This window comes from Psychrobacillus sp. Z3-81 (assembly GCF_056620325.1).
This window is the reverse complement of the sequence record NZ_JBWQPU010000011.1, coordinates 25,369-47,192: the sequence shown is the minus strand read 5'-3', so window position 1 is coordinate 47,192 and position 21,824 is coordinate 25,369. Positions and strand designations below refer to the sequence as shown.

General features: G+C 39.7%; 23 protein-coding genes. 5 read left to right on the top strand and 18 right to left on the bottom strand.

The genetic code is table 11. The features are described from left to right. Nucleotides 1–4 precede the first annotated feature (4 nt). The 3 genes from AC1ECF_RS12725 to AC1ECF_RS12715 form a co-directional block, all read right to left on the bottom strand. A complete protein-coding gene (locus AC1ECF_RS12725) occupies nucleotides 5–1,381 on the bottom strand; it encodes a S41 family peptidase (protein WP_480389804.1) in 1,377 nt (458 codons plus the stop codon). A gap of 606 nt (nucleotides 1,382–1,987) precedes the next feature. Next, entirely contained in the window at nucleotides 1,988–2,449 is a 462-nt protein-coding gene (locus AC1ECF_RS12720) for a transcriptional regulator (RefSeq protein WP_480389803.1), read from the bottom strand. Nucleotides 2,450–2,763: 314 nt separating this feature from the next. Then, nucleotides 2,764–3,162 (bottom strand): hypothetical protein, encoded by a 399-nt coding sequence (locus tag AC1ECF_RS12715; RefSeq protein WP_480389802.1) that lies wholly within the window; start codon nucleotides 3,160–3,162, stop codon nucleotides 2,764–2,766. Between the two features lie 119 nt (nucleotides 3,163–3,281). On the opposite strand from AC1ECF_RS12715, the gene AC1ECF_RS12710 reads away from it, so the two are divergent. The 3 genes from AC1ECF_RS12710 to AC1ECF_RS12700 all read left to right on the top strand — a co-directional run bounded on the left by AC1ECF_RS12710 (nucleotide 3,282) and on the right by AC1ECF_RS12700 (nucleotide 8,086). Continuing rightward, nucleotides 3,282–3,677: a helix-turn-helix domain-containing protein gene (locus AC1ECF_RS12710; RefSeq protein WP_480389801.1), complete on the top strand. Its 396-nt coding sequence runs from the start codon at nucleotides 3,282–3,284 to the stop codon at nucleotides 3,675–3,677. Between the two features lie 123 nt (nucleotides 3,678–3,800). Next, nucleotides 3,801–5,381 (top strand): hypothetical protein, encoded by a 1,581-nt coding sequence (locus AC1ECF_RS12705; protein WP_480389800.1) that lies wholly within the window; start codon nucleotides 3,801–3,803, stop codon nucleotides 5,379–5,381. Next, on the top strand, nucleotides 5,378–8,086 hold the full coding sequence (locus AC1ECF_RS12700) for a DEAD/DEAH box helicase (RefSeq protein ID WP_480389799.1): 2,709 nt from the start codon (nucleotides 5,378–5,380) through the stop codon (nucleotides 8,084–8,086). The genes AC1ECF_RS12705 and AC1ECF_RS12700 overlap by 4 nt, the downstream gene beginning before the upstream one ends. Before the next feature lie 61 nt (nucleotides 8,087–8,147). On the opposite strand, the gene AC1ECF_RS12695 is transcribed toward AC1ECF_RS12700, so the two are convergent. Continuing rightward, nucleotides 8,148–8,525, bottom strand: a complete 378-nt coding sequence (locus tag AC1ECF_RS12695; protein WP_480389798.1) for a single-stranded DNA-binding protein — start codon at nucleotides 8,523–8,525, stop codon at nucleotides 8,148–8,150. 243 nt (nucleotides 8,526–8,768) lie between these two features. Here AC1ECF_RS12695 and AC1ECF_RS12690 point away from each other — a divergent pair, with 243 nt between their 5' ends. Next, nucleotides 8,769–9,203: a YwpF family protein gene (locus AC1ECF_RS12690; RefSeq protein ID WP_480389797.1), complete on the top strand. Its 435-nt coding sequence runs from the start codon at nucleotides 8,769–8,771 to the stop codon at nucleotides 9,201–9,203. 79 nt (nucleotides 9,204–9,282) lie between these two features. Here AC1ECF_RS12690 and AC1ECF_RS12685 read toward each other — a convergent pair whose 3' ends face one another. From AC1ECF_RS12685 to spoIID, 10 genes are all read right to left on the bottom strand, one after another. Continuing rightward, nucleotides 9,283–9,669: a hypothetical protein gene (locus AC1ECF_RS12685; protein WP_480389796.1), complete on the bottom strand. Its 387-nt coding sequence runs from the start codon at nucleotides 9,667–9,669 to the stop codon at nucleotides 9,283–9,285. Nucleotides 9,670–9,761: 92 nt separating this feature from the next. Then, nucleotides 9,762–10,151 (bottom strand): hypothetical protein, encoded by a 390-nt coding sequence (locus tag AC1ECF_RS12680; RefSeq protein WP_480389795.1) that lies wholly within the window; start codon nucleotides 10,149–10,151, stop codon nucleotides 9,762–9,764. Between the two features lie 26 nt (nucleotides 10,152–10,177). Continuing rightward, a complete protein-coding gene (gene fabZ, locus AC1ECF_RS12675; RefSeq protein WP_480389794.1) occupies nucleotides 10,178–10,618 on the bottom strand; it encodes a 3-hydroxyacyl-ACP dehydratase FabZ in 441 nt (146 codons plus the stop codon). Between the two features lie 17 nt (nucleotides 10,619–10,635). Then, complete coding sequence (locus AC1ECF_RS12670; RefSeq protein ID WP_480389793.1) at nucleotides 10,636–10,911, bottom strand: DNA-directed RNA polymerase subunit beta; 276 nt, start codon at nucleotides 10,909–10,911, stop codon at nucleotides 10,636–10,638. A 26-nt stretch (nucleotides 10,912–10,937) separates the two neighbouring features. After that, nucleotides 10,938–11,774 carry a flagellar hook-basal body protein gene (locus tag AC1ECF_RS12665; RefSeq protein WP_480389792.1) on the bottom strand — a complete coding sequence of 279 codons (837 nt, stop codon included), beginning with the start codon at nucleotides 11,772–11,774 and terminating at the stop codon, nucleotides 10,938–10,940. A 48-nt stretch (nucleotides 11,775–11,822) separates the two neighbouring features. Beyond that, the gene (locus AC1ECF_RS12660) at nucleotides 11,823–12,662 is read right to left on the bottom strand and encodes a flagellar hook-basal body protein (RefSeq protein ID WP_480389791.1); all 840 of its coding nucleotides are present in this window, start codon (nucleotides 12,660–12,662) and stop codon (nucleotides 11,823–11,825) included. A 14-nt stretch (nucleotides 12,663–12,676) separates the two neighbouring features. Continuing rightward, nucleotides 12,677–13,669, bottom strand: coding sequence for a rod shape-determining protein MreB (gene mreB, locus AC1ECF_RS12655; protein WP_480389790.1), 993 nt, complete (start codon nucleotides 13,667–13,669; stop codon nucleotides 12,677–12,679). A 371-nt stretch (nucleotides 13,670–14,040) separates the two neighbouring features. Continuing rightward, entirely contained in the window at nucleotides 14,041–14,301 is a 261-nt protein-coding gene (locus tag AC1ECF_RS12650; RefSeq protein ID WP_480389789.1) for a sporulation transcriptional regulator SpoIIID, read from the bottom strand. Nucleotides 14,302–14,369: 68 nt separating this feature from the next. Then, on the bottom strand, nucleotides 14,370–15,029 hold the full coding sequence (locus tag AC1ECF_RS12645; protein ID WP_480389788.1) for a peptidoglycan DD-metalloendopeptidase family protein: 660 nt from the start codon (nucleotides 15,027–15,029) through the stop codon (nucleotides 14,370–14,372). A 32-nt stretch (nucleotides 15,030–15,061) separates the two neighbouring features. Continuing rightward, nucleotides 15,062–15,997: a stage II sporulation protein D gene (gene spoIID, locus AC1ECF_RS12640; RefSeq protein WP_480389787.1), complete on the bottom strand. Its 936-nt coding sequence runs from the start codon at nucleotides 15,995–15,997 to the stop codon at nucleotides 15,062–15,064. Nucleotides 15,998–16,910: 913 nt separating this feature from the next. Between spoIID and AC1ECF_RS12635 the strand changes: the two genes are divergently transcribed. After that, the gene (locus AC1ECF_RS12635) at nucleotides 16,911–17,861 is read left to right on the top strand and encodes a nuclease-related domain-containing protein (RefSeq protein ID WP_480389786.1); all 951 of its coding nucleotides are present in this window, start codon (nucleotides 16,911–16,913) and stop codon (nucleotides 17,859–17,861) included. Between the two features lie 149 nt (nucleotides 17,862–18,010). On the opposite strand, the gene murA is transcribed toward AC1ECF_RS12635, so the two are convergent. The 4 genes from murA to atpD form a co-directional block, all read right to left on the bottom strand. Continuing rightward, entirely contained in the window at nucleotides 18,011–19,306 is a 1,296-nt protein-coding gene (gene murA / locus AC1ECF_RS12630) for a UDP-N-acetylglucosamine 1-carboxyvinyltransferase (protein ID WP_480389785.1), read from the bottom strand. Between the two features lie 333 nt (nucleotides 19,307–19,639). Next, complete coding sequence (locus AC1ECF_RS12625; RefSeq protein ID WP_480389784.1) at nucleotides 19,640–19,873, bottom strand: DUF1146 family protein; 234 nt, start codon at nucleotides 19,871–19,873, stop codon at nucleotides 19,640–19,642. 81 nt (nucleotides 19,874–19,954) lie between these two features. After that, a complete protein-coding gene (locus AC1ECF_RS12620; protein WP_480389783.1) occupies nucleotides 19,955–20,359 on the bottom strand; it encodes a F0F1 ATP synthase subunit epsilon in 405 nt (134 codons plus the stop codon). A 24-nt stretch (nucleotides 20,360–20,383) separates the two neighbouring features. Next, nucleotides 20,384–21,799: a F0F1 ATP synthase subunit beta gene (gene atpD, locus AC1ECF_RS12615; protein WP_480389782.1), complete on the bottom strand. Its 1,416-nt coding sequence runs from the start codon at nucleotides 21,797–21,799 to the stop codon at nucleotides 20,384–20,386. Nucleotides 21,800–21,824 lie beyond the last annotated feature (25 nt).

Sequence of the window (21,824 nt, the reverse complement as noted above, 5' to 3'; positions counted from 1 at the left end):
CCTCCTATAGTTGAACAGTTATCTCTACGTACGCTCCAGCTTCTAAAATTTTACCAGACTGAGAGATTTTTGGATGAACCAACAGTATGTATGCTGCTCCATTATCTAATAAATTTGTCGTCTTAACAATTAGTTGGTTACGGGTAATTTTTTTTACCTCAATTGGTAAATGTTCGGAATCGCCAAGCTTTATTAATTCGACCTTTGCTTTTTTGTCTAATTGGATGCTCCCAGAGAAAGTAATCGTGAAATCTTTGTTTGGAGGAACCCCCTTCAAAGGTTTCATTTTTTTATAGCCCTTTTTTCCTTCCACCAATGAATCTAGATGTGCTTGCAGTAGTTCATTCCCTACCACTGTCTTTCTATGTGGGGCTACCCCTCTTCCATTAATCAATGTACCCTTCGGACCGCTAAAGGACGCAATCGTCAACTTTAGATAAGACCCATCTGATAACGGATAAAAGCCTTGCATACTGCCTTTTCCATAGGTTGTTTGTCCATACAGGATGGCTGATTTTTGGTCATGCAAAGCTGCTGCTGTCATTTCCGAAGCACTTGCACTTGCACCATTAATCAATACCCTCGTGTTCGCTGGAAATAAAGAGGATTGCTTTTTCGAACGAACGAGCAGCTCTCCTAACCTCGTGTTCAATGTATAAGCTTGCGGACTCATTGGAAACAACCCTATCAGCTCTTCAGCTGTTTCTACGTATCCACCGCCATTATTGCGTAGATCTAGGATGAAGGAAGTAGCACCTTCCCCCTTCAATTCTTTCTTTGCCTCAAGCACCAGCTTCGCTCCATCATCGGAATAGGAGCGAAGAGATATGTACCCTACATTTCCCGCCAAGAGCCTTTTCGTGACTACTGGCAGGCTATAGCTTTTCCGAGTAATTATGTATGTTCTTCGTATGTCTGAGCTTTTTTGTAAGAGGAGCTCGACCTTTGTTCCTTCCTTCCCCGTTATATAAGAAGAGGCTTGTTCGACGGCCATGCTACTGGTAGAAACTCCATTTATGGATAGGATAAGATCACCTGCTTCCAGACCAGCAAGGTCAGCAGGTGCATCTTCAAACACTTCTACTATTTCTATCCCGTTCTCAATAGAACTGATTGCCACCCCTATGCCTACCGTTTGATTGTTGATAGAGCCATGGTAGCTTTCATATTCCTCTTTTGTAAAATAGGCAGAATATAAATCTAGCTCGTTTATAATTGCATGAATGGAGCTATATGCTTCTAAATTCTTTGGTATCTCACCAGCATAATTTTCATTGATAATACTTTTTACTTCATCAAGAGGAGCCGCATGCACTGCAAATGATGAAAAAACCATTGCTATCACTAGCAAGAGACTAGTTAAACCAGAAATCCTTTTCATGTAATTCCCTTCTCCCATAATTTATAAACCTATCATAACCTAAATTTTTTCGAAATTCTTCCATTTTTGCGTCAATCGGCTTGTTTTACTTGCATTTTTTTACAAAATTAAACTGAAATTGTGAACGAAAAGTCGTAATAATGATAGGAATAGAAGAATATCTTGAAGCAATCGGGCTTGTTTGCTGATTCTGAAAGCCTATTCCAACACTCCAGGACAATCTGTTACTATAAAAAAAATTGTGAATTCGTCTAAATTGTTAAAAAGTGGGTATCCTATCTGTAACTTTTTAAGTCCCATTTCGACCTATTCATTAAGAATAAGCTTGGCCATTTTACTCAGACGAGCAATACCGAATGAAACAAACAACGGGGACATATATAAAGATGTTTACTTTCCTATCCGGAAAGAATTTGTTAAAGAAGGAGAACGGGGAAATGAAATTTAATAAATTTGGATTTAATTGGGGGGACATTATTTTTGGTATCCTTGGTTCTAGCGGATTTATCTTGTTCCTTTACTTTTTTACATCCTTTTCCTAATTATCACACATAAAAACACCTACACGAAAAGGTTATTCGTTAGGTGTTTTTTTAAGGAGTCAGTTTATTCAACTTCATATCCTCCTGTAGTAGATTCTTTGATTCTTTGCAACTTATCAAATAGTGCTGCGTCTTTGTGAAGCAAAGCATAATCTATCATTCTGTCATAGTTTTCTTCCTCAAGCTGCTCAATTACTTCATGTACTCCCTCATTCATAATACTGCTTGATTCACTGCCTCCTTTAGCAATGATCACTTGTAAATGAGCATGTATATCAGAGACAAGGAGTAACTGGTATAATGGCAGACGAATAAATCGGTTACCTTTTTGGAAAACAAACACTTCAGACAAGTTTTCTACTTGTAGCGACTGTGAGTTGATAATAATCTCTTTTCCTTCTACAGGTACAAAATGAAATAGTTCATCCTCTTTACGTAAGGAAAAATACTGATAGGCAAATACTAATCTTATCCTGTCTCCTTCTAACTGCGTGTAGCAAGGCTGCATCAATTGCACAAGTAACATATGGCCTCAACCTCCCCCTATTTTGAATTTTCAGATTTCTAATAGTATATCATAAAAAAGTTTTACCGTGTAGTTTATTTTTACCAAATAGTGGTTTTTCATTTTTGCGGATCAACGCTATCCTTCCTAACAGTAATTATGGCATCGTTCGCTCGTTATTCAGGATAACTTGCGATGGAATGAATTCATTTGTACGCAGCTTCTCCTTCTTGAAATCCCTGCACACCAGTATAAGCGAATAACCACTTGTCCACTCTTTGGCGAAGGCACTTCCCCCTTAAGAAAAGCGAACACAATTCTGTGCTCGCCCCTATTTAATTCACTACTATTCTATTTTTATGCTCTTCTCTTCTTTTGGAATAGGTAAAGAAGCCTATCTTGGTAGAACTAAATTTAATAAGAAATAACTTAAAAATCTTATCCAGTACCTCTTGGTTGTTTGGCTCCTCCTCTCCCTCAATAATAAAAGAGAGCGTGTTGCGTAAAAAATTGATATGTAAATCGTAGATGACAAAATCCTCTGTAACAATCATTGGGATTTGTGCGATGCTTGGAGTGGAGCTTTCTACGATGTATTTGACATAGCCCATTCTTCTTCCAATAATTCTTACATTTTCTTGCTTCCTAAAGGCATCAAAATCTAGAGAATCTACTAAAGAGGGTATATAAACCTGTATTCTTTCTACTATCGTCGCATCCTTTCTGTATATCATATTACCTATTAATTTTATAATATAATCCATTCTGAATTTTAAAAATCTCCAATTTGGCGATTTTTCTCTCTTTCCCTCCTACTTTCGCTATTCTTGTGGCATTGTAAGGAGGATGAACCATGGCTTTTCACGAACATATTAGAGCATATAGAGAGCAGCTAGAAATAACACAAGTGGAAGCAGCTAAAAGACTTGGCATTGATCATTCAGTCTTATCTAAGTATGAGAAGGGCGTTCTTTCTATACCTATCTACTTGTTACCTAAATTCGCTGAGGTCTATTCCATCCCTGAGCATCTTTTTACCCAAATGATTCTAGATAAGTCTTTGAAAAGCAGAGATCCTGGATTAGAAGCTAGAGAAAGCAGAGCTCGCTATATCCAAAATTTCCAAGAGGAAGTTATCTCCAAGCTAATCCACATTAAAGAATTCCGAGATTTATCTCAGCAAATACTTGAATCATCTACCAATGATCAAGAAATTAAGCAATATATTAAACAGTTGAAGAAGCAGTAAATGCTATTACTTAGTTCATTCTATTAGTAATAGCTTTTTTATTTCCCTTCGTCTCCCTTTTAATAAAGACCTTTTAAACGTATAATGGAAGGACAGCCTTTTTTACAATAGGAGAGATTTCATTTGAACCTAACCTCATACCAAAAACTTGCTTCTCATTACGAGCAGTTCATTGATGAGTCTTTAAATAATATAAAATCCAAGCTCCAATCGAATGTTTCAGAAGATGAGGAGCTTGTTAGACGTGCAGCCTTTTTTGTGAGAAACGGTGCAGTCTCTATAACCAATTACCACTCGAAGGAGAATCGAATTGATTTTGTTATTCGAGACGTTTCCAATGTTGAAGTACAATATTTCCCGGTGGAAGACTCCAAGCATTGCCAATGTAATTTGGTGAAACCATGCAGACATATGGTGGCAGCTATCTTTTATTTATATCAACATAATAATTCTTTGTCCTCTTGGGTTTCTGATTGGCGTTCTTCTGCCGATGCAGTTCAATTGAATCTGCTCCGGAATGACAGGTCTCCAGAAGGCTGGGGACTTCTCGTGGAAACATTTTTCCGTAAATTCATATCAAACTATCCTCCAGCAAGCTTTTATCTCTTAGAGTTTGCCATTCATGATTTAAAGATCCAGGTAAGGAAATCCAAGCCGTTTGAACGTGAATGGCAGCCCATCTTTGATGCCTTTGTCAATCTGTCAATACTAACGAAGGTTTGGCCATATTTGAGACAATATGAGGATTCCAATATGCGGAACCGAGTACTTCATTTTTTGAATGAATCGATGGAGGAATTGGATGAAAATCTTTCCCAGTTAGCATCTAAGCCAAGATTGTTTGCTGCGGATACCTTTTATGACAAGATGATGGAAACGGTCCGCGCCTTCTATTTTAATACAGATGGCTTGCTAACCTATCGAAAGCATGTTTATCTTGCGTTTTGGGAGGCTTTGGTCACCAATAAAGCTAAACGCCTGGAAGAGGTAAAGTATCTCCAAGACTTTGAAAAATCCGAGGATGGCATGAAGCTAAATATGGTATTGCCTTATTTCTACTTAACCCTTTCCATGACGGACGAATTGCTAGAGGCTGCAGAGGAGATTGATCCTTACCAGCTGATGGAGTGGGTCACTGTATGTGAAAAGGCCCTACAGCTTAACCAGAAGGTATTAGCAAATGACCTTTCTCGAAAGCTTTTAACTCCTATTTCCTTTTATATGAAAAATATAGCCGAAAATCCTACACGCGTTATGCTAATTCGCCGGCTGGAGCTTTTATATAGTCAAGTGCAGCTTAAATCGGAGGAATTGGAGAAACTCTATTTATCCTTTGGCTTGTATGGAATTCAGTCCTTTTCCCAGCTATTACTAGAGCAGAAGCGATATAGAGATTGGATGGCCTTGCATCAGTCTGCTAATTCTTCACTTGAATATGCAGAAGCATGTGGTCTTTCGATTGTGAAGGAGGAAGCACCTGAAGTCTTACTGCCTCTCTATCATCACTATGCCATTAGATATCTTCAAGAGAAAAACCGTTATAGCTATAAGCAGGCCGTAAGGGTTTGGAAGAAGATGAAGCAAGTTGCCAAGAAATCGAACCAGAAAGATTTTTGGAATGACTATGTAACAAACCTAAAAGAAAAATATCGCAGGCTACGTGCCTTACAACAAGAAATAGAGAAGGGAAATCTATTATTATGAATAAGCCTTTATCTATTACACAGGAAATTTCTCTACACATTGAGCCATTAAATAACGGGGGTTTTAAAGTCATCTCCCATGACGCACCTATAGAGCAATGGGTACAGACCCTCTTTTTAGAGCATCGACCAAGCTTCTTTGGCTTGAATGCTCAAATCGAAGAAGATGCACTAATATTATCTCCCCTTGAGCTAGTAGAGGTGTTTTCAGCAGAATCTCACCCATTTGTATCCTTTTATGGGGTGGATCAAGCTTCTTCCGAATGGCTCTCCTCGTTTAAGGAATCGGCCAGCAAATGGAAGTCCCCTGAGCTTTGGCATCAGTTGCAGCTAAAGGATGAAGACTTACACGTATCAGATTCCTTTGCTGGCAATGATTCAAGGCTACTAGAATATGCTGTTAAGCAAAAGTTGTTTCAAGTAGGGCTTACAGTAAATGATTTGCCTGCCCTTATCCCGTTCTTTCAACAGGGGGGATGGCCGCTTACTTCTAAAACAAACCACCCCGTACTGTCAGTCGCTTTGAGATTATCAGAACCTGAGGGGCTGGACGATACCTGGTTATTGGAGACTGTTGTCCGTGGAAATAAAAGCAACACATACTGGGCACCTTCGTTTCGTAAAAAATCATCGCCGATTGAACAGGCGTTACCTGATAAATGGAAAAATTATCGTGATTTCATCTACGAAACACAGCAAAATATTTTTTCCTTAGTCACTGCAGTGGAGCCAGTTGAGCTAGACTCCTTTTATTCCTCCTCTCTGTCAGACGGAGAGGTACGTAAGTTTCTTCGCGACGATTTAGTTAAGCTGCAGGCACTTGGCTTTGAAATTGTATTACCTGCCTGGCTTAAAACGGTCAAAGATACAAAAATGAAAGTGAAGACGATTGCTAAAACTGCTAACACATATAAAACTTCAGCAGGATTAAATGAAATCCTTCAGTTCAATTGGAGCTTTTCACTAAACGGTCAGGAAATTTCGGCAGACGAGTTTCAAAAGATTGTAAACGAGAACCGTTCTTATATCCAAGCAGGGAATGAATGGTTCCGTATAGACGCTAATTGGATGCACCAGATTAGGGAGCTTATGAAGCAGTCAGAGGAAGAAAATTGGACGGTTAAGGAGCTCCTCTTCCGAGAAATTCCAGAAGAAATAGCACTTGCGCTGGATGAAGAAGATGCAGAGGAAGATCCGCTCTTCCAGTTTGAAATGCAGCAATCCTTAAAATCTTTAATGGAGCAGCTTTCCGAAAAGAAGGGCTATCCTCCAGTTGAGGTGTCGAAAAATCTCTTGACCGAGCTACGCCCTTATCAGCAGCAAGGCCTAGACTGGTTAGTATTTATGCGAAATGAACAGTTTGGCGCCTGCCTTGCAGATGACATGGGATTAGGGAAAACGGTTCAGCTTATTTCCTACCTACTGCATGTTCATGAAGGCGCACCACAGGAAGCACCGTCTCTTATCATCTGCCCAACCTCCGTATTAGGTAATTGGCAAAAAGAGCTTACGAAATTTGCTCCTTCCCTAAAAGTAGAGACTCATTATGGTGCAGGTCGTACTAAGAAGATTGATCTGTCCGCCGACGTGGTTCTTACTACCTTTGGAACAGCAATGCAGGACATTGAATCATTAGAGTATATTACTTGGTCTAGTGTCACTTTAGATGAAGCTCAAAATATAAAAAATATGCATACGAAGCAATCTAGAGCTATTCGGAAGCTTGCAGGTAAGCACCATATTGCGCTTACCGGAACGCCTGTAGAAAATAGACTATCTGAGCTCTGGTCCATCTTTGACTTTATACACAGAGGTTATTTAGGCTCTTTTCGGAAGTTTCAAGAGGAGTTCATTGCGCCTATCGAAAGAGATAATTCCGAAACGACGAAGCATAAGCTCCGCTTAAAAATCCAACCGTTCCTACTTAGAAGAACCAAGCAGGACCCTGAGCTCTTGCTAAACTTACCTGATAAGCTGGAACAAAAGGAATATTGCGGGCTTACTACCGAGCAGGCAGCTCTTTATGAATCGCTTATTCAAGAAACTGTTAGTAAGCTAGATACCCTTACAGGCTTTGAAAAGAAAGGCTTAATCTTAAAAATGCTTAGCAAGCTTAAGCAATTATGTAATCATCCCGCCCTGTACTTAAAGGAACCTTTTGATGAAGCGGAGGAAATGCTCGAACGTTCTGAAAAGCTTGCTCGAATTGTAACGCTCGCTGGAGAAATAGCTGCACGTGGCGAACAATGTCTCATCTTTACTCAATATATTGGTATGGGGCATTTGCTACAGCATTGTCTAGCAGAAATGTATGATATCGATGCTCCTTTTTTAACTGGAAGTATGCCAAAAAACCAACGTGACCATCTGGTGGAGGCTTTTCAAGCGAAGGAGTTCCCAGTTTTCTTACTTTCCTTAAAGGCAGGAGGTACAGGTTTGAACTTAACAGCTGCTAACCATGTCCTCCACGCCGATCGTTGGTGGAATCCCGCTGTTGAAAACCAAGCAACTGACCGAGCATATCGAATCGGCCAAGTTAACTTTGTGCACGTCCATAAATTTATAACGATAGGAACAATTGAAGAGAAAATTGATAAATTGCTGGAGGAAAAGCAGTCTCTTTCTGAGGAATTAATCCATTCCAGTCAGTGGATCACTGAAATGTCTGATGACGAGTTAAAGAATCTGCTCACGCTTACTATCTAGATTATGTAACCTGGCCTACCATAGGTCAGGTTTTTTGAATTGGTTGCGGCCATTCAAATTTCTATACTGGAACTTTATTTGGTATTGGAAATTCAAAATTACTTGTACTTTTGTCCTCTGGTCCTTCTTCTCTCTTTTTAGTAACTAAAAATCTTATTTCCTCCACTATTACCTCTGTTATAAAAACTCTCGTCCCATCTCCTTTCTCATAGGATCTTGTATTTAGCCTACCAGTTATACCGACTAGCGAGCCTTTTCCACAATATTTAACAGTTGTTTCCGCTATTTTCCCCCAAATAGTACAAAGGACAAAATCCGCTTCGTCTTGCTTATATCCTTTGTTTACAGCTATGACAAAGCTTGTCTGAACCCTCCCTTCTGATAATTGTTTCAGCTGCGGTGCCTTCGTCATCCTTCCGATTAAGGAAACTGTGTTCACTAACTCACCTCCTTCTAGGACAATAATAGAAGAGATATAAATTGTTTGCAAAAGTCAGTAATACTGTTTTGGACCCTTTTATTAGATGATAATTGAATTTTAAAGCATAGTTGTTTGGCTGGAGCTCACCAGAACAATCTTTTGTCAAAACAAAAAAATGATTTTAGTAGTTTTGATATTATTTTTCCATCGCAGCTCCTATGTTATAATGAAACACAATAGTAATCTAAAGGGGGTTGGCTAATGAAAACATTTAAAATGATTTCAGTTTCTCTCATCCGCAACAATGAAGAAACCCCGATTTTTCTTGAAGACGGTATTGTAATTAATCAAGAAAATACTAGTCGTTCTTGGATTTTGGAATTATTTATTGATCAAAAGTATGAAGAATTTTTTAATGATTTAAAGGAGTCCAACGAAATTTTCGTCGTAAAGGTTGTTATTTCCTATCCAGAGAATGAGCCGGCTCATTTTGAGGTTGCCACATACTCTGTGAAGCATATTGGGGACCATTTATCTGTTTTACTTAGAGGGACTTTAAAACGTGCAAGAAGGAAATACGCTGAATCATTACTTGCCGATTTGTTAGAAGAAGGGCTGAGCGGGGAAGAGCTATTAGCAAAGTTTGAAAATGATATGAAAACCAGACCATCTTTAAAACGAGATAAAAAAGGCTGACGCTCATGACAAAATGCTCTCCAATTGTTAGAAGCATCTAACAATTGGAGTTCAGTTCATGAACAGTCAGCATTTTTAATTATTTATTATTACTTTCGCCATTCTTTACTTGAGGTTCTTTTACATTTGTCTCATCCATGACACCGTCACCATTGTTATTAATGGTGTTGTTTTCATTCGTGTCATTATTATTGCCATTCATGGTATCACCAATATCCTCGATAGCATCGTCGACTCCTGCGCCATTACCCATCCCGTTATTTCCGGAACCTTCTGCACCGCTTGCACCGTTCTCATTCATAGCATCGTTATTTGCAGGAGAATTGGTATTCACGTCATTTCCGTTGTTTACGTCTTCAATCGGTGTTTCATTATCTGAAGGAACGTTATCGTTATCGTTATTATTCCCACAGCCAACTAACAGTACTGAGCATAATGCTACAGCAGGAACAGCTTTTTTCCACATAAAAAAATTCCTCCTCTTCAAAGTTAACCGTCACACTTTTCATGTGACTTACGATAGGTTAACCAGGAAAAGAAGGAACTATCCATTTGCAATTATGCCTGTTTTTCCATTTCTTTAAGCAATGATTCCACGTATAGCGCTTCTGCTTTACATCCATATTTATAGTGAGTGTTCAATTTGTCTTGTTTGGTTTCTATGGAAGCAATTAAATCCTCATGAACAGGCTCAGATAAGATTTTTTCAATAGTAGCATTGATTTTATTGGCAATTTCCGCATGAAACTCTTGGCTTTCCTTTACCTCTAAAGGAACCTTCTCATACCATGAAGCTGATTCTTGAATATAGCTTTGCCAGCTTTTAATAAAATCTTCTATGCTAAATAACTTTTCATCCCATCCAATTTTCGCCATATACAGTTCAAAAGCTTTTGATATAGATCGTGTTATACTGCTTTTGGTTCCTGTTGGTAACTCATGATACATTAGTTTACAGCCTCCTTACATGTCTCTCATTTTTTCTCTACTACTGGTCCTAACGCAAATAGGATGTCTGTTTCACAAACAATCTCTCCATCTACAGTTGCAACACCGTGACCTTTTCCCATTGGTCCACGTAGCTTGGTTAATTCTACCTCTAACCTAAGCTGGTCTCCAGGTTTAACCTGACGCTTAAAACGGCAATTGTCTATGCCTGTGAAGAAAGCTAATCTTCCTTTGTTTTCTGGGATTTGAAGTACTGCTACAGCACCTACTTGGGCTAGCGCTTCCACGATAAGAACACCTGGCATTACTGGATAACCAGGGAAGTGACCATTAAAAAACTCTTCGTTTATTGATACATTTTTTAAACCTACCGCTTTTTTTCCTTCTTCGATTTCCAATATCTTATCGACCATTAAAAATGGATATCGATGAGGTAAAATTGCTTGTATTTGTTCTGTAGATAGCATGGAATCGCCTCCAAATGTTATTTTCCACTTAAAATATCAAAGATATGCTGATAGGTTTCCCACTTCAATGCATCACTTGTAGAACCTTCTCCTATGACCCCGTAACCAACAATAAGCCCTACAGCTGCTGCAATCCCAAGAAGGATGATTACAATGATGATACGCAACCAGATTGGGATTAAGCGAATTTGAACCCATTTTGTGGGCTTATTCGTTTCCTTCTCTTGTTTTCGCTTTTCTGTAAGTTCCGCTCTACGCTGTTGTCTGCCAGTTCCTTTACCTTCTTCTGTCATACACCTGATACTCCTTACTGGAAATTTTAGCGTATACCATTAATAAGGCCCATCATTTGGTCAGCAAGTGAAATAGAACGTGCGCTGAATTGGTATTGACGCTGTGTTGCCATTAGTTCTGTTAATTCTTTTGACATATCTACATTAGAAAGCTCTAATACGTTGTTAGTTAACGAAATTTGCTCTCTCTCTGCTCCTTGAAGATTAGAGAGGATATCTTCTTGGTTAACCCCTAACTCCTCTAAATTGTTTGGGAGTCCAATATAGGTAGCAGAAATATGCTCCATGAATTGTGGCTTCTGTAATACAGAAATACCTAGCTCTCTTTGAACGGAAGTACCGTCTGCATAACTAGCAACCAACACTCCTCCATCCTGTACGGAAAAGCTTTGTACACCTTGTGGAATATTTATAGGTTGTCCATCAGCACCAGCTATCGGGTAACCATCTCCTGTAACAAGCATAAGTGACCCATTTTCCAATGGAGAAACATAAAAATTTCCTTGACGTGTGAAAGCCATTTTTTGTCCTTCTCCGTCTGGCATAATCACTTGAAAGTATTGTTTTGGAGCCTGAAAAGCAAAATCTAGGTCTCTCTCAGTAGATTGAATGCTGCCTTGCTTCCAATTCATTTGTGCTTGTGCTAATGAAGCACCTACTCCATAACGAATCCCTACAGGAGACTGACGATCTACCTTATCTAGTTTATCGTTATTATATTGCTGATATAATAGCTCTTGGAATTTTGCGTCCTTTGCTTTGTAGCCATGAGTGCTGGAGTTCGCTAAATTGTTACCAATCACGTCTAGTTGGCTTTGAAGCTGAGACATTGTGTTGGTTGCAGTGATCATTGTACGTAGCATCCAAGCACACCTCCTTCTTTTCTAGTACCCTTTATCTGGACTTTGCTACTAATTAACGCGGCCCACTTCGTTAACAGCCTTTTGCATGCTTTGATCATACGCTTGAAGTATTTTTTGATTAGCTTCAAATGAACGATAGGCTGCCAGCATTTCCGTCATCGTCTTTGCTGCGTCTACATTTGAGCCCTCAATAAATCCTTGTTGCATGGAAAAGCTTACGCCATCTACCTCATAAGCTGAAGGAAGATTATTGCCTTCCACCGTTCTAAACAAACCATTGTCTTGCTTAAGAAGACTTGCTGGATTCCCTGAATAAGATACGCCAATTCTTGAAACTGACATATCATTCACAAATAACTGTCCATCATCTCCAACACGGAAATCATCATTCGCTAGGAGAATACGTTGCCCATCCTCGTCTAGTACATATAACCCCTGTGCATTCGTTAAATAACCACTTGCATCTAAGGTGAAGTTTCCGTTTCTTGTATATGCCTCGCCTCCATTTGGATGCTCTAGACGGTAGAAGATTGCTCCCGTTTGTCCAGTGGCTTCGTCTGTCGGCAAAACACCATTGATAAGTGCAATATCTGTATTGATATCTGTTTGCTTTAATTGCCCTTGCGTCTGCAATGCAATCGTTTCTTGCATATAAACGCCTGCACTAATAGCACCTACTGGAGATGCATACTTACCACTTACCTTATCCTCCGTAGGAATGCTTGCAGAACCTACTCTAGAGAGGAGCATATCTGGGAAAGAACGAATCGTAGTTTGGTCGGCCTTATACCCTGGAGTATTGGCATTTGACATATTATTTGTTAGCAGCTCTGTCCGGCGTTGCTGTGCAATCATACCGGAGGCTGCAGTTTGGAATCCTCGAAACATGAAGGAGCCTCCCCTTATCTTCTTCTGATTTTATCAATATTATCTAACATAATCCCAGTTCCAACAGCTACGCAGTCCATTGGATTCTCTGCAACAAAGACAGGTACTTTTAGTTCTTCCATCAATAAATGATCCATACCGTGAAGCAATGCGCCTCCACCAGTAATGATTACCCCGCGATCAATAATATCCGCTGATAGCTCTGGAGGAGTTTTTTCAAGTACATTTTTAGCTGCTTGTACGATAACAGATACTGACTCTCGAAGTGCTCTTTCCACTTCCTCCGAACGAATCGTAATCGTTCTTGGTAGACCTGTCACCATATCTCGCCCGCGGATGTCCATTTCCTCATTACGGCCTTCTGGAAATACAGTTCCTATTGCAATTTTAATACTTTCCGCTGTTCTCTCTCCGATCAACAGCTTGTACTCTTTCTTGATATATTGCAGGATATCGTTATCAAACACGTCCCCAGCCACCTTAATAGACTCGGAAGTAACGATATCACCCATTGATAGCACTGCTACATCCGTTGTACCACCACCGATATCTACTACCATGTTGCCACTTGGCTGAAATATATCCATACCCGCACCAATTGCAGCAACTTTCGGTTCTTCTTCTAAATATACTTTCTTTCCGCCTGATTTCTCTGCTGCTTCTCTAATTGCTTTTTGCTCTACACTTGTAATGTTAGTTGGACAGCAAATCAGAATGCGAGGTTTAGAAAAGAAACCTTTTACGTTTAATTTATTGATAAAATGCTTAAGCATTGCTTCTGTTACATCAAAGTCAGCGATAACCCCATCCTTGAGAGGACGAATTGCTACGATATTACCTGGTGTTCTTCCAAGCATTTGTCTCGCTTCCTCTCCTACTGCTAGGACTTTATTCGTATTTCTATCTAAAGCAACAACTGAAGGTTCATTCAAAACGATTCCTTTGCCCTTTACGTGTATTAATACATTTGCTGTACCTAAATCGATTCCAATATCTTTTGCAAACATTAACGGTGTTTCCCCTTCCTGCTATGTATAGTATTTCTAGAATCCGTTATGTATCTAACTTCTAATTTTAGCATACTTTTTCCTTAAAAACACTGTTTTTAAGTGCTTTCAATGGAAAAATGAATCGAATAATATATTTTTTAGAAGAATCTATTAATTTTCTGTCGAATAGGAAAGTTTTATCATGCCCATAAGGACCTTACTATCTATATATCGGCAACATAGCAAGAGCATTTGACCTGAAATTTTTGAAAATAGTAGAAAAGAGGATATTCAAAAAGTAATAGCCTTTTTGAATACCCTCCTTCTATTTGGATGAATAGTAAAAGCTACTATCCATTGATAAGGCTCTACTTTTAGCATGCAGAACCTTAACTGTCTTCCTTTCTGGTCTTCCATTTTTGCTTGGTTGCTTCCCCTCCCCGCAAATGGCGAATAGATTTGTGATAGGCTAAGATTTCCTTCACTTCCTTTGCCATTTGAGGATCAACAAGGTGAAGCCTTTCCGTTAAATCCTTATGGACCGTGCTTTTAGAGTGACCAGTTTTGCTCGCTATAGCGCGAACTGTTTTTTTTGTTTCAATTACCATTTCACCTAAACGTAGACATCTATGACGAATCGTTTCGTGCACCAACTCTTCCTTTCGTTAGTAAAGGAACACTTTTCATCAATTTATGCTTTTGTCTAGGCTATTATGAATTAAAATGCTAGTAATGATTCCGGATCAACAAGAACGCCATTCTCAAATACTTCAAATTGTAAGTGAATGCCCGCAGTAGGATTCCACTCATTTTCACTTGTAGTAGCTAGAGACTGTCCTTGCTCTACATTATCGCCTGCTTTTACTAGAATGTCAGTAACAGAGCGATAGACTGTTTTCATACCATTCGCATGAGAGATTACAATTTCATCACCAGAGAATGGGTCAAGATTTACTTCTTCCACTGTTCCGCTTAATGCTGCAACAACTTCAAATGGCTCGTTATTCATAGACAGGGATACACCTGTGCTTGCTTTATACACTTGATTGAACACTAGCAAGGATTTTTCACGGGTCGCCTCATCTGCTTCCACGTTATAGAAATGTTGGACAATTTCCATATTGTCAAGCATCGCTTCCTTGAATGGATACTTCATAGATTCTGCCTTTGCGTTTGTTTCAATTGTCACCTTGTCTGGATTGCTTGCGTCTGTCCACTCTGATTCCTCTGCGACGTCTGTGTCAATAAATGCTGTATAACCCCAAATCATTCCTACAAATGCTACCGAGAAACCAATATAAATTGTTGGCCAGAACCAAGCAGGTTTTTTCGGTTTGTTCTTCTTCTGAGAGCCCTTGTTCATTTGTTCTTCTCTCATTTTCATCACCTCTAGTTGCTATTCTTGGCAAATCAAGGAGATTTTAAACATGGAGAAAAATTTTTTATTTCCGCTCCTGTATAATAATGTAAGAGTATTTCCTTGGCCTCTCTTGAATCATTTGCAAGCACCTGCGCTCCGTATTGGGACATTCCTACCCCATGGCCATAACCCACCGTTTCTACCACTACCTTTTCCACATGAAAGGTTATTTCAAAGTCTGTAGAAGGCAAGCCAAGCAGGTCTCTGACATCACGACCTGTCCAACTTTTCCCGCCAAGCTCCATCTCTTTCACTCTATTCGAGTCCGTCTTCGTAATCTTCAAGGTATTCCCTAGCCCAGCATTCCATTGAAGTCCAAACGCCTTTGCAAATCGTTCCCCTGTAAACTCAAACTGTTTATTCCTATTCTTGGCATATAACTCTTCATCCATACTTGGAACCGATACTAAATAGGGAATATCATAACCGCTGTAATCGACCGCACTTTCTGTATGTCCATTACTAGTGGAAAAAAACATCGCTGTAATGAGCTGATTTTTATATACGATTACTTGTCCTTCTGTAGCTGCTACTACTGCTTCCAATCTTTTTTCATTCTCTTCAAAGGAGCTGCCCCACTTTTCCTGTCTGCCGGCAAGACTCACATACACCTGCTTCTGGACAGTAGGATCAATCGCCCGTTTGCCGTAATCCGTTTCCCTCAACACATATGTGCGTGCCGCAATCGACTGCGCCTTTAAAGCTTCTTCATGAAAGCTAACCGGCATCTCCGCAGCCACCACCCCAAGCACATATTCCTCCAGTGGTATCTTCTCCTGCTCCCCTTTCACTTCGATTAGAATCGGGCAATCCACTTCCACCTCTGTTACTACTTCTACTACTGCCTTCTCTTTCTCTTTTACCAGCAAGAATGGTAAGAACATTAGACCAATAAAAACTGCAATTAACAATAGAATTCTTTTCATGCAGAGATTATATGCTACAGAGGGAAGTAAGATTCATCAAGATTAACGAATGGGAGAGAATGATCAACCTATCCGAACTCTACCGTGGACACTGGCCATGCCTTTCCACCATTTTGAATGAGAATAAAATCAGGCTATCCGAGAATAAAGCCGGGCCGAACGAGAGTAAACCGGCTGAATGAGAATATACCTTGGCTATCCGAGAGTATAGCCGGGCTGAACGAGAGTAAGCCTAATCTAAGTGAGAATAAATCCTCGCCGAATGAGAGTAAAGGAGGCACACCCCAAGAGCAACACCCTGACCAATCACAAGTGGACTTTGGCCATGCTATTGAACGAGAGTAAAGTCAGGCTATCCGAGAGTAAAGCCGGGCCGAACGAGAATAATCCGGCTGAATGAGAATAAACCTGGTCCATTCGAGAGTAAATGTTCACTGAGCGAGAGTAAACCCTGTCTAAGTGAGAATAAATCCTCGTCGAATGAGAATAAAGGAAGGCACACCCCAGGAGTAGCACCTTGACGAATCCCAAGTGGACTTTGGCCATGCCTTTCCACCATATTGAACGAGAGTAAAGTCAGGCTATCCGAGAGTAAGTCCAGGCCGAACGAGAGTAAACCGGCTGAATGAGAATAAACCTGGGCTATCCGAGAGTAAAGATTCACCGAGCGAGAGTAAACCTAATCTAAGTGAGAATAAATCCTCCCCGAACGAGAGTAATCCAATAAAATGACTCACAAGGTTGCTCTCGCAATAAAATTTCTTCAAAATTGGCAAAACCTCTATTTTTAGACCTATTTTGTTGCAAGAATTTATTTTTGCTTCATTTTCTCCCTAAACTAGCCTCCAAATTCCTATTTAGGGTATTTGGTAGAAATTTATATGTATGTTAATGTCTAGATGAGGTGATGGAAATGATAATAAAACCATATCAATCTTCAAGATATAAAGAGGCACTTTTTGCTTTAACTAAGCGGTTACCTAAGACGCATTATAAGTATGGGATTGTATTGAATGAATATCGCCAAATGGTTGCAGGCGATATTGGCGAGGAAATAGTGATGAAAGTATTGGAAAATCTGTCGCTCCCCTACCCTTACTATATTTTTCACAATATTGCATTGAATAGGAAGCCTTTATTTCAAATGGATGTGCTCATGATTACGCCTTATTTTGTTTTGATTCTAGAAGTGAAGAATATAAAAGGACAGATAATGCTAACCGAAAATCCTCAGCAAATGATCCGTACAACTGATACTGGAGAAAAGCATGCATTTGATAGTCCACTTTTGCAGCTTGGTGAATACAAATTTCAGCTTGAGCTATTTCTTCAGAGCCTTCGCATTAATCTGCCAATCTATACCGCAGTGGTCTTCCCCACTCCTATCCATATTGTTTCTACTCCCCAAGATAAAGTTGTTCTAATAAAAAGAGAGATATTACCTTTCGTGCGCTCTCTACCTTCTACACAGTCACTTATTTCGTCAGAACAATTATCTTTATTAAAGGAGCAGATAAAAAAATCTCATCAGGATTTTATTTCTACTCCACTAACTACTCATTTTGCGATATCTCCAGAGAGTATTATAAGAGGGGTCGAATGCTCGGTTTGCGGTGCTTTTCCGATGAGAAGGTCGAAAAGAACTTGGCATTGTGAGGCATGCGGAAGGACAGACCGTCTTGCTCACCAGAGGACTTTGCAGGATTACTTTTATCTCTTTCATACGAGTATTTCCAATAAAGAGTGTCGAGATTTTCTGCTAATAAAAGATATCCATCTTGCCACTAGACTACTGAATCAACAAATCTACCAAAAAACAGGTTGTTATAGAAGCACCAGGTATAATCAAAGAATAGGTAACTAGAATGCTAAATAAGGGCATAGTAATACAACCATCGGTAAGCACTGCCTCATCTAGTCGCAGTTGCAACTGCCCATGCAAGAAGTTGGACTATTTGTAATTAAAAAAGCACTATGCAGGAATAACTGCATAGCGCCCAACATATAGTTATATTAAACGAGCTGAACTGCTTTTTCATAGTTTTGACTGCCAATACGCTCGATATCTGCACCAAGTGCTGCAAGCTTTTTGTCAAAATCTACGTAGCCGCGGTCTAAATGATGTAGTTCTGTTACACGTGTGATTCCTTCTGCAACTAGACCTGCTATGATAAGCGCTGCTGCTGCACGTAAATCGGTAGCAGAAACCTCTGCACCCTGAAGATTAGATGGTGAATCCATCATAACTGAGCGACCCTCGATTTTCATGTTACCATTCATCCTACGGAACTCCTCCACATGCATAAAACGATTTTCAAATACCGTTTCTGTAATAATGCCTGTGCCATGAGCAGTCATCATTAATGCCATGATTTGAGATTGCATATCTGTCGGGAAACCAGGATGAGGCATCGTTTTGATATCCACTGCCTTCAAATTACCTTCTGAGCGTACTCGCAAGCCTTGCTCTTCTTCTGTGATTTCCACGCCCATCTCTTGCATCTTAGAAATTAAAGCTGTCATATGTTCTGGGACAGCATTTTCTATTAAGACATCTCCATTTGTGATTGCCGCAGCAACCATGAAAGTGCCCGCCTCAATTCGGTCTGGAATAATATGATGCTCTGTACCGAATAGCTCATCTACTCCTTCGATACGGATAGTATCCGTACCAGCACCTTTTACCTTGCCACCCATTTCATTAATAAAGTTAGCTAGGTCTACGATTTCCGGTTCTTTTGCTGCGTTTTCAATAATCGTCGTACCTTCAGCAAGCGCTGCTGCTGTCATAATATTTTCAGTAGCTCCTACGCTTGGAACGTCTAAATAAATTTTTGCTCCTTGAAGGCGCCCAGTTGTCTTTGCTTCTACGAAACCATGCCCAAAGGAAATTTCAGCCCCCATTGCTTCAAATCCTTTTAGGTGTTGGTCAATTGGTCTTGAACCAATCGCACATCCGCCTGGCAACGCAACACGAGCAAAGCCATTACGTGCTAAAATTGGTCCCATCACAAGAATAGAAGCGCGCATTTTACGTACATATTCAAACTGCGCTTCACTGGATAATTCTTTTTGTGAATCGATAATTACTTCATTTTTATCTGGATTATATTCAATTTCTGTATTTAAGCTTTTTAATACCTCATTGATCGTTAGTACATCCGCCAGAGTCGGTACATCTTTAATTATATTTTTACCTTTTGTTGCAAGTAAAGCTGCTGCTAGCACTGGTAGAACAGCATTTTTAGCGCCTTCCACTCTCACTTTACCTTGTAACCGTCGGCCACCTTTAACAACAATTTTGTCCACTTTGTTCCCTCCGAGTTCAGATTCCTCTCTTATGCCTCTATATAAAAGAAATGTATGTAAGATGTCTAATTTTGTGACTTCAAAACAATAACATCATACAACGTATTTCGACTATATACAAGCATCGAAAACACTATTTTCCTAACCTTATGTTGGTAATTTTACTTAACCTATTATACGTATTACCCAGTCGTTTCGTGTAGATATTTATAAATTACCCTACAAGTTATGACATAAACGTTCACCCAAAAAAATTTCCCAGGAAATATGCGGCGATTCTACATGCTCATACAAACTTGCCCATAATTTGCATGAGCATGTAGGATCGTGTACTTAAAATAAATACTGAAGCTGCGTTGACCACGAGGTTAAATTCAAAAAGAAATTAGCGACTAGTGAGCCGATAACAATACTCATTAAAATAAATAGGAGCTGTGCTTGAAAAACATGGTTCTTTTTAATAAATTTATCTACCATGACACATTGTAGGGCATAAAACGAAATACCAATAAAAAAGATATTTACCAGAATCGCCATGACTGCCTGTTCACCAATAAATAACCCCATTGTCATTGCCTCCTTGTATTTTTTCTTTTCCAATTAAAAAACGGGCAGAGATACACCCGCCCGTTTTATTAACCATTCAAATTACATGTTACCCTGATGTGCGTTGATACGATTCAATGCTCGTCTTAAGGCAAGCTCAGCACGTAGATGATCAGATGTATCTTGCTTGTCTTGTAGACGTTTTTCAGCTCGATTCATCGCTTCTTTAGCGCGGGCTAAATCTATTGTTTCTGCAATTTCAGCTGATTGAGCTAGAATCGTTACCTTTTCAGGACGAACTTCTAGAAAACCACCATTTACTGCAACAAACTGATTTTTACCATCTTTTTTCAACTTTACTACGCCGATTTCTAGCGGAGCAACAGTTGGAATATGTCCAGGTAAAATTCCGATTTCACCTGCTGAAGATTTTGCGATAACCATGTCTACTTCTGAATCGTATACCGGGCCGTCGGGAGTGACAATGTTGACTGTAAGTGTCTTCATATTTTTACCTCCTGGTCCGATTTATTATACTTCTACGCCCATGCTTTTCGCTTTTTCAACAACCTCTTCGATGCGTCCAACTAGACGGAAAGCATCTTCTGGAAGGTGGTCATATTTACCTTCAAGGATTTCTTTAAATCCTTTTACAGTTTCTTTTACAGGAACATATGAACCTTTTTGACCTGTGAATTGCTCAGCAACATGGAAGTTTTGAGATAGATAGAACTGAATACGACGAGCACGGTTAACCGTTAACTTGTCTTCGTCTCCTAACTCATCCATACCTAAGATTGCAATGATATCTTGAAGCTCTCTATAACGTTGTAATGTATATTGTACTTGAGTAGCTACTTCATAATGCTCTTTACCTACAACCTCAGGTGAAAGGGCACGAGAAGTTGATGCTAATGGATCCACTGCAGGGTAGATACCCATCTCAGATAGCTTACGCTCAAGGTTCGTTGTTGCATCTAAGTGAGCGAAAGTTGTTGCTGGAGCTGGATCCGTATAGTCATCGGCAGGTACGTAAATCGCTTGGATCGAAGTTACAGAACCAGTACTTGTTGAAGTAATACGCTCTTGTAATTGACCCATTTCCGTTGCAAGTGTTGGTTGGTAACCTACTGCTGATGGCATACGACCTAAAAGGGCTGATACCTCAGAACCTGCTTGTGTAAAACGGAAGATGTTATCGATGAAAAGAAGTACGTCTGCACCTTGCTCATCACGGAAGTATTCAGCCATTGTAAGACCAGTTAATGCTACACGCATACGTGCACCAGGTGGCTCGTTCATTTGTCCGAATACCATTGCTGTTTTCTTAATAACACCAGAATCGCTCATCTCATGGTATAAGTCGTTTCCTTCACGTGTACGCTCTCCTACACCAGCGAATACGGAAATACCGCCGTGTTCTTGAGCGATGTTATTAATAAGCTCTTGAATAAGAACTGTTTTCCCTACTCCGGCACCACCGAAGAGACCGATTTTACCACCTTTGATATATGGTGCTAAAAGGTCAACTACTTTAATACCTGTTTCAAGAATTTCAACCTCAGTTGAAAGATTTTCAAATGTAGGAGCTTGTCTGTGAATTGGATCACGACGCTCTTCTGTTGGAATTTCTTCTCCTAAGTCAATAATTTCTCCTAGTACGTTGAATACACGTCCAAGTGTCACATTACCAACTGGAACAGAAATAGCCGCACCAGTATCTGTAACTTCTGCACCACGTTGAAGTCCATCAGTTGATGACATTGCGATTGTACGAACAGAGTCATCTCCTAAATGTAAAGCTACTTCTAATGTTAATGTAGTAGAAGCTTCATTTGGACGTTCGATTGCTACAGTTAGTGCATTATAGATGTCTGGTAAGTGGCCGTTGTCAAACTTAACGTCAACAACTGGACCCATTACTTGTAGTACTTGTCCTTTGTTCACTACTGTTCCCTCCTGTCTTACTTAC

What these genes read in the sequence shown, in the direction of transcription:
- AC1ECF_RS12660 (WP_480389791.1), bottom strand. Translation starts at nt 12,662, where the DNA reads ATGTTTCGAGGATTCCAAACTGCAGCCTCCGGTATGATTGCACAGCAA.
- mreB (WP_480389790.1), bottom strand. Translation starts at nt 13,669, where the DNA reads ATGTTTGCAAAAGATATTGGAATCGATTTAGGTACAGCAAATGTATTA.
- AC1ECF_RS12715 (WP_480389802.1), bottom strand. Translation starts at nt 3,162, where the DNA reads ATGATATACAGAAAGGATGCGACGATAGTAGAAAGAATACAGGTTTAT.
- AC1ECF_RS12670 (WP_480389793.1), bottom strand. Translation starts at nt 10,911, where the DNA reads ATGACAGAAGAAGGTAAAGGAACTGGCAGACAACAGCGTAGAGCGGAA.
- AC1ECF_RS12700 (WP_480389799.1), top strand. Translation starts at nt 5,378, where the DNA reads ATGAATAAGCCTTTATCTATTACACAGGAAATTTCTCTACACATTGAG.
- AC1ECF_RS12625 (WP_480389784.1), bottom strand. Translation starts at nt 19,873, where the DNA reads ATGGGGTTATTTATTGGTGAACAGGCAGTCATGGCGATTCTGGTAAAT.
- AC1ECF_RS12710 (WP_480389801.1), top strand. Translation starts at nt 3,282, where the DNA reads ATGGCTTTTCACGAACATATTAGAGCATATAGAGAGCAGCTAGAAATA.
- AC1ECF_RS12620 (WP_480389783.1), bottom strand. Translation starts at nt 20,359, where the DNA reads ATGAAGACACTTACAGTCAACATTGTCACTCCCGACGGCCCGGTATAC.
- spoIID (WP_480389787.1), bottom strand. Translation starts at nt 15,997, where the DNA reads ATGAAAAGAATTCTATTGTTAATTGCAGTTTTTATTGGTCTAATGTTC.
- AC1ECF_RS12725 (WP_480389804.1), bottom strand. Translation starts at nt 1,381, where the DNA reads ATGAAAAGGATTTCTGGTTTAACTAGTCTCTTGCTAGTGATAGCAATG.
- AC1ECF_RS12680 (WP_480389795.1), bottom strand. Translation starts at nt 10,151, where the DNA reads ATGTATCATGAGTTACCAACAGGAACCAAAAGCAGTATAACACGATCT.
- fabZ (WP_480389794.1), bottom strand. Translation starts at nt 10,618, where the DNA reads ATGCTATCTACAGAACAAATACAAGCAATTTTACCTCATCGATATCCA.
- AC1ECF_RS12645 (WP_480389788.1), bottom strand. Translation starts at nt 15,029, where the DNA reads ATGAGAGAAGAACAAATGAACAAGGGCTCTCAGAAGAAGAACAAACCG.
- AC1ECF_RS12720 (WP_480389803.1), bottom strand. Translation starts at nt 2,449, where the DNA reads ATGTTACTTGTGCAATTGATGCAGCCTTGCTACACGCAGTTAGAAGGA.
- AC1ECF_RS12690 (WP_480389797.1), top strand. Translation starts at nt 8,769, where the DNA reads ATGAAAACATTTAAAATGATTTCAGTTTCTCTCATCCGCAACAATGAA.
- AC1ECF_RS12685 (WP_480389796.1), bottom strand. Translation starts at nt 9,669, where the DNA reads ATGTGGAAAAAAGCTGTTCCTGCTGTAGCATTATGCTCAGTACTGTTA.
- AC1ECF_RS12665 (WP_480389792.1), bottom strand. Translation starts at nt 11,774, where the DNA reads ATGCTACGTACAATGATCACTGCAACCAACACAATGTCTCAGCTTCAA.
- AC1ECF_RS12635 (WP_480389786.1), top strand. Translation starts at nt 16,911, where the DNA reads ATGATAATAAAACCATATCAATCTTCAAGATATAAAGAGGCACTTTTT.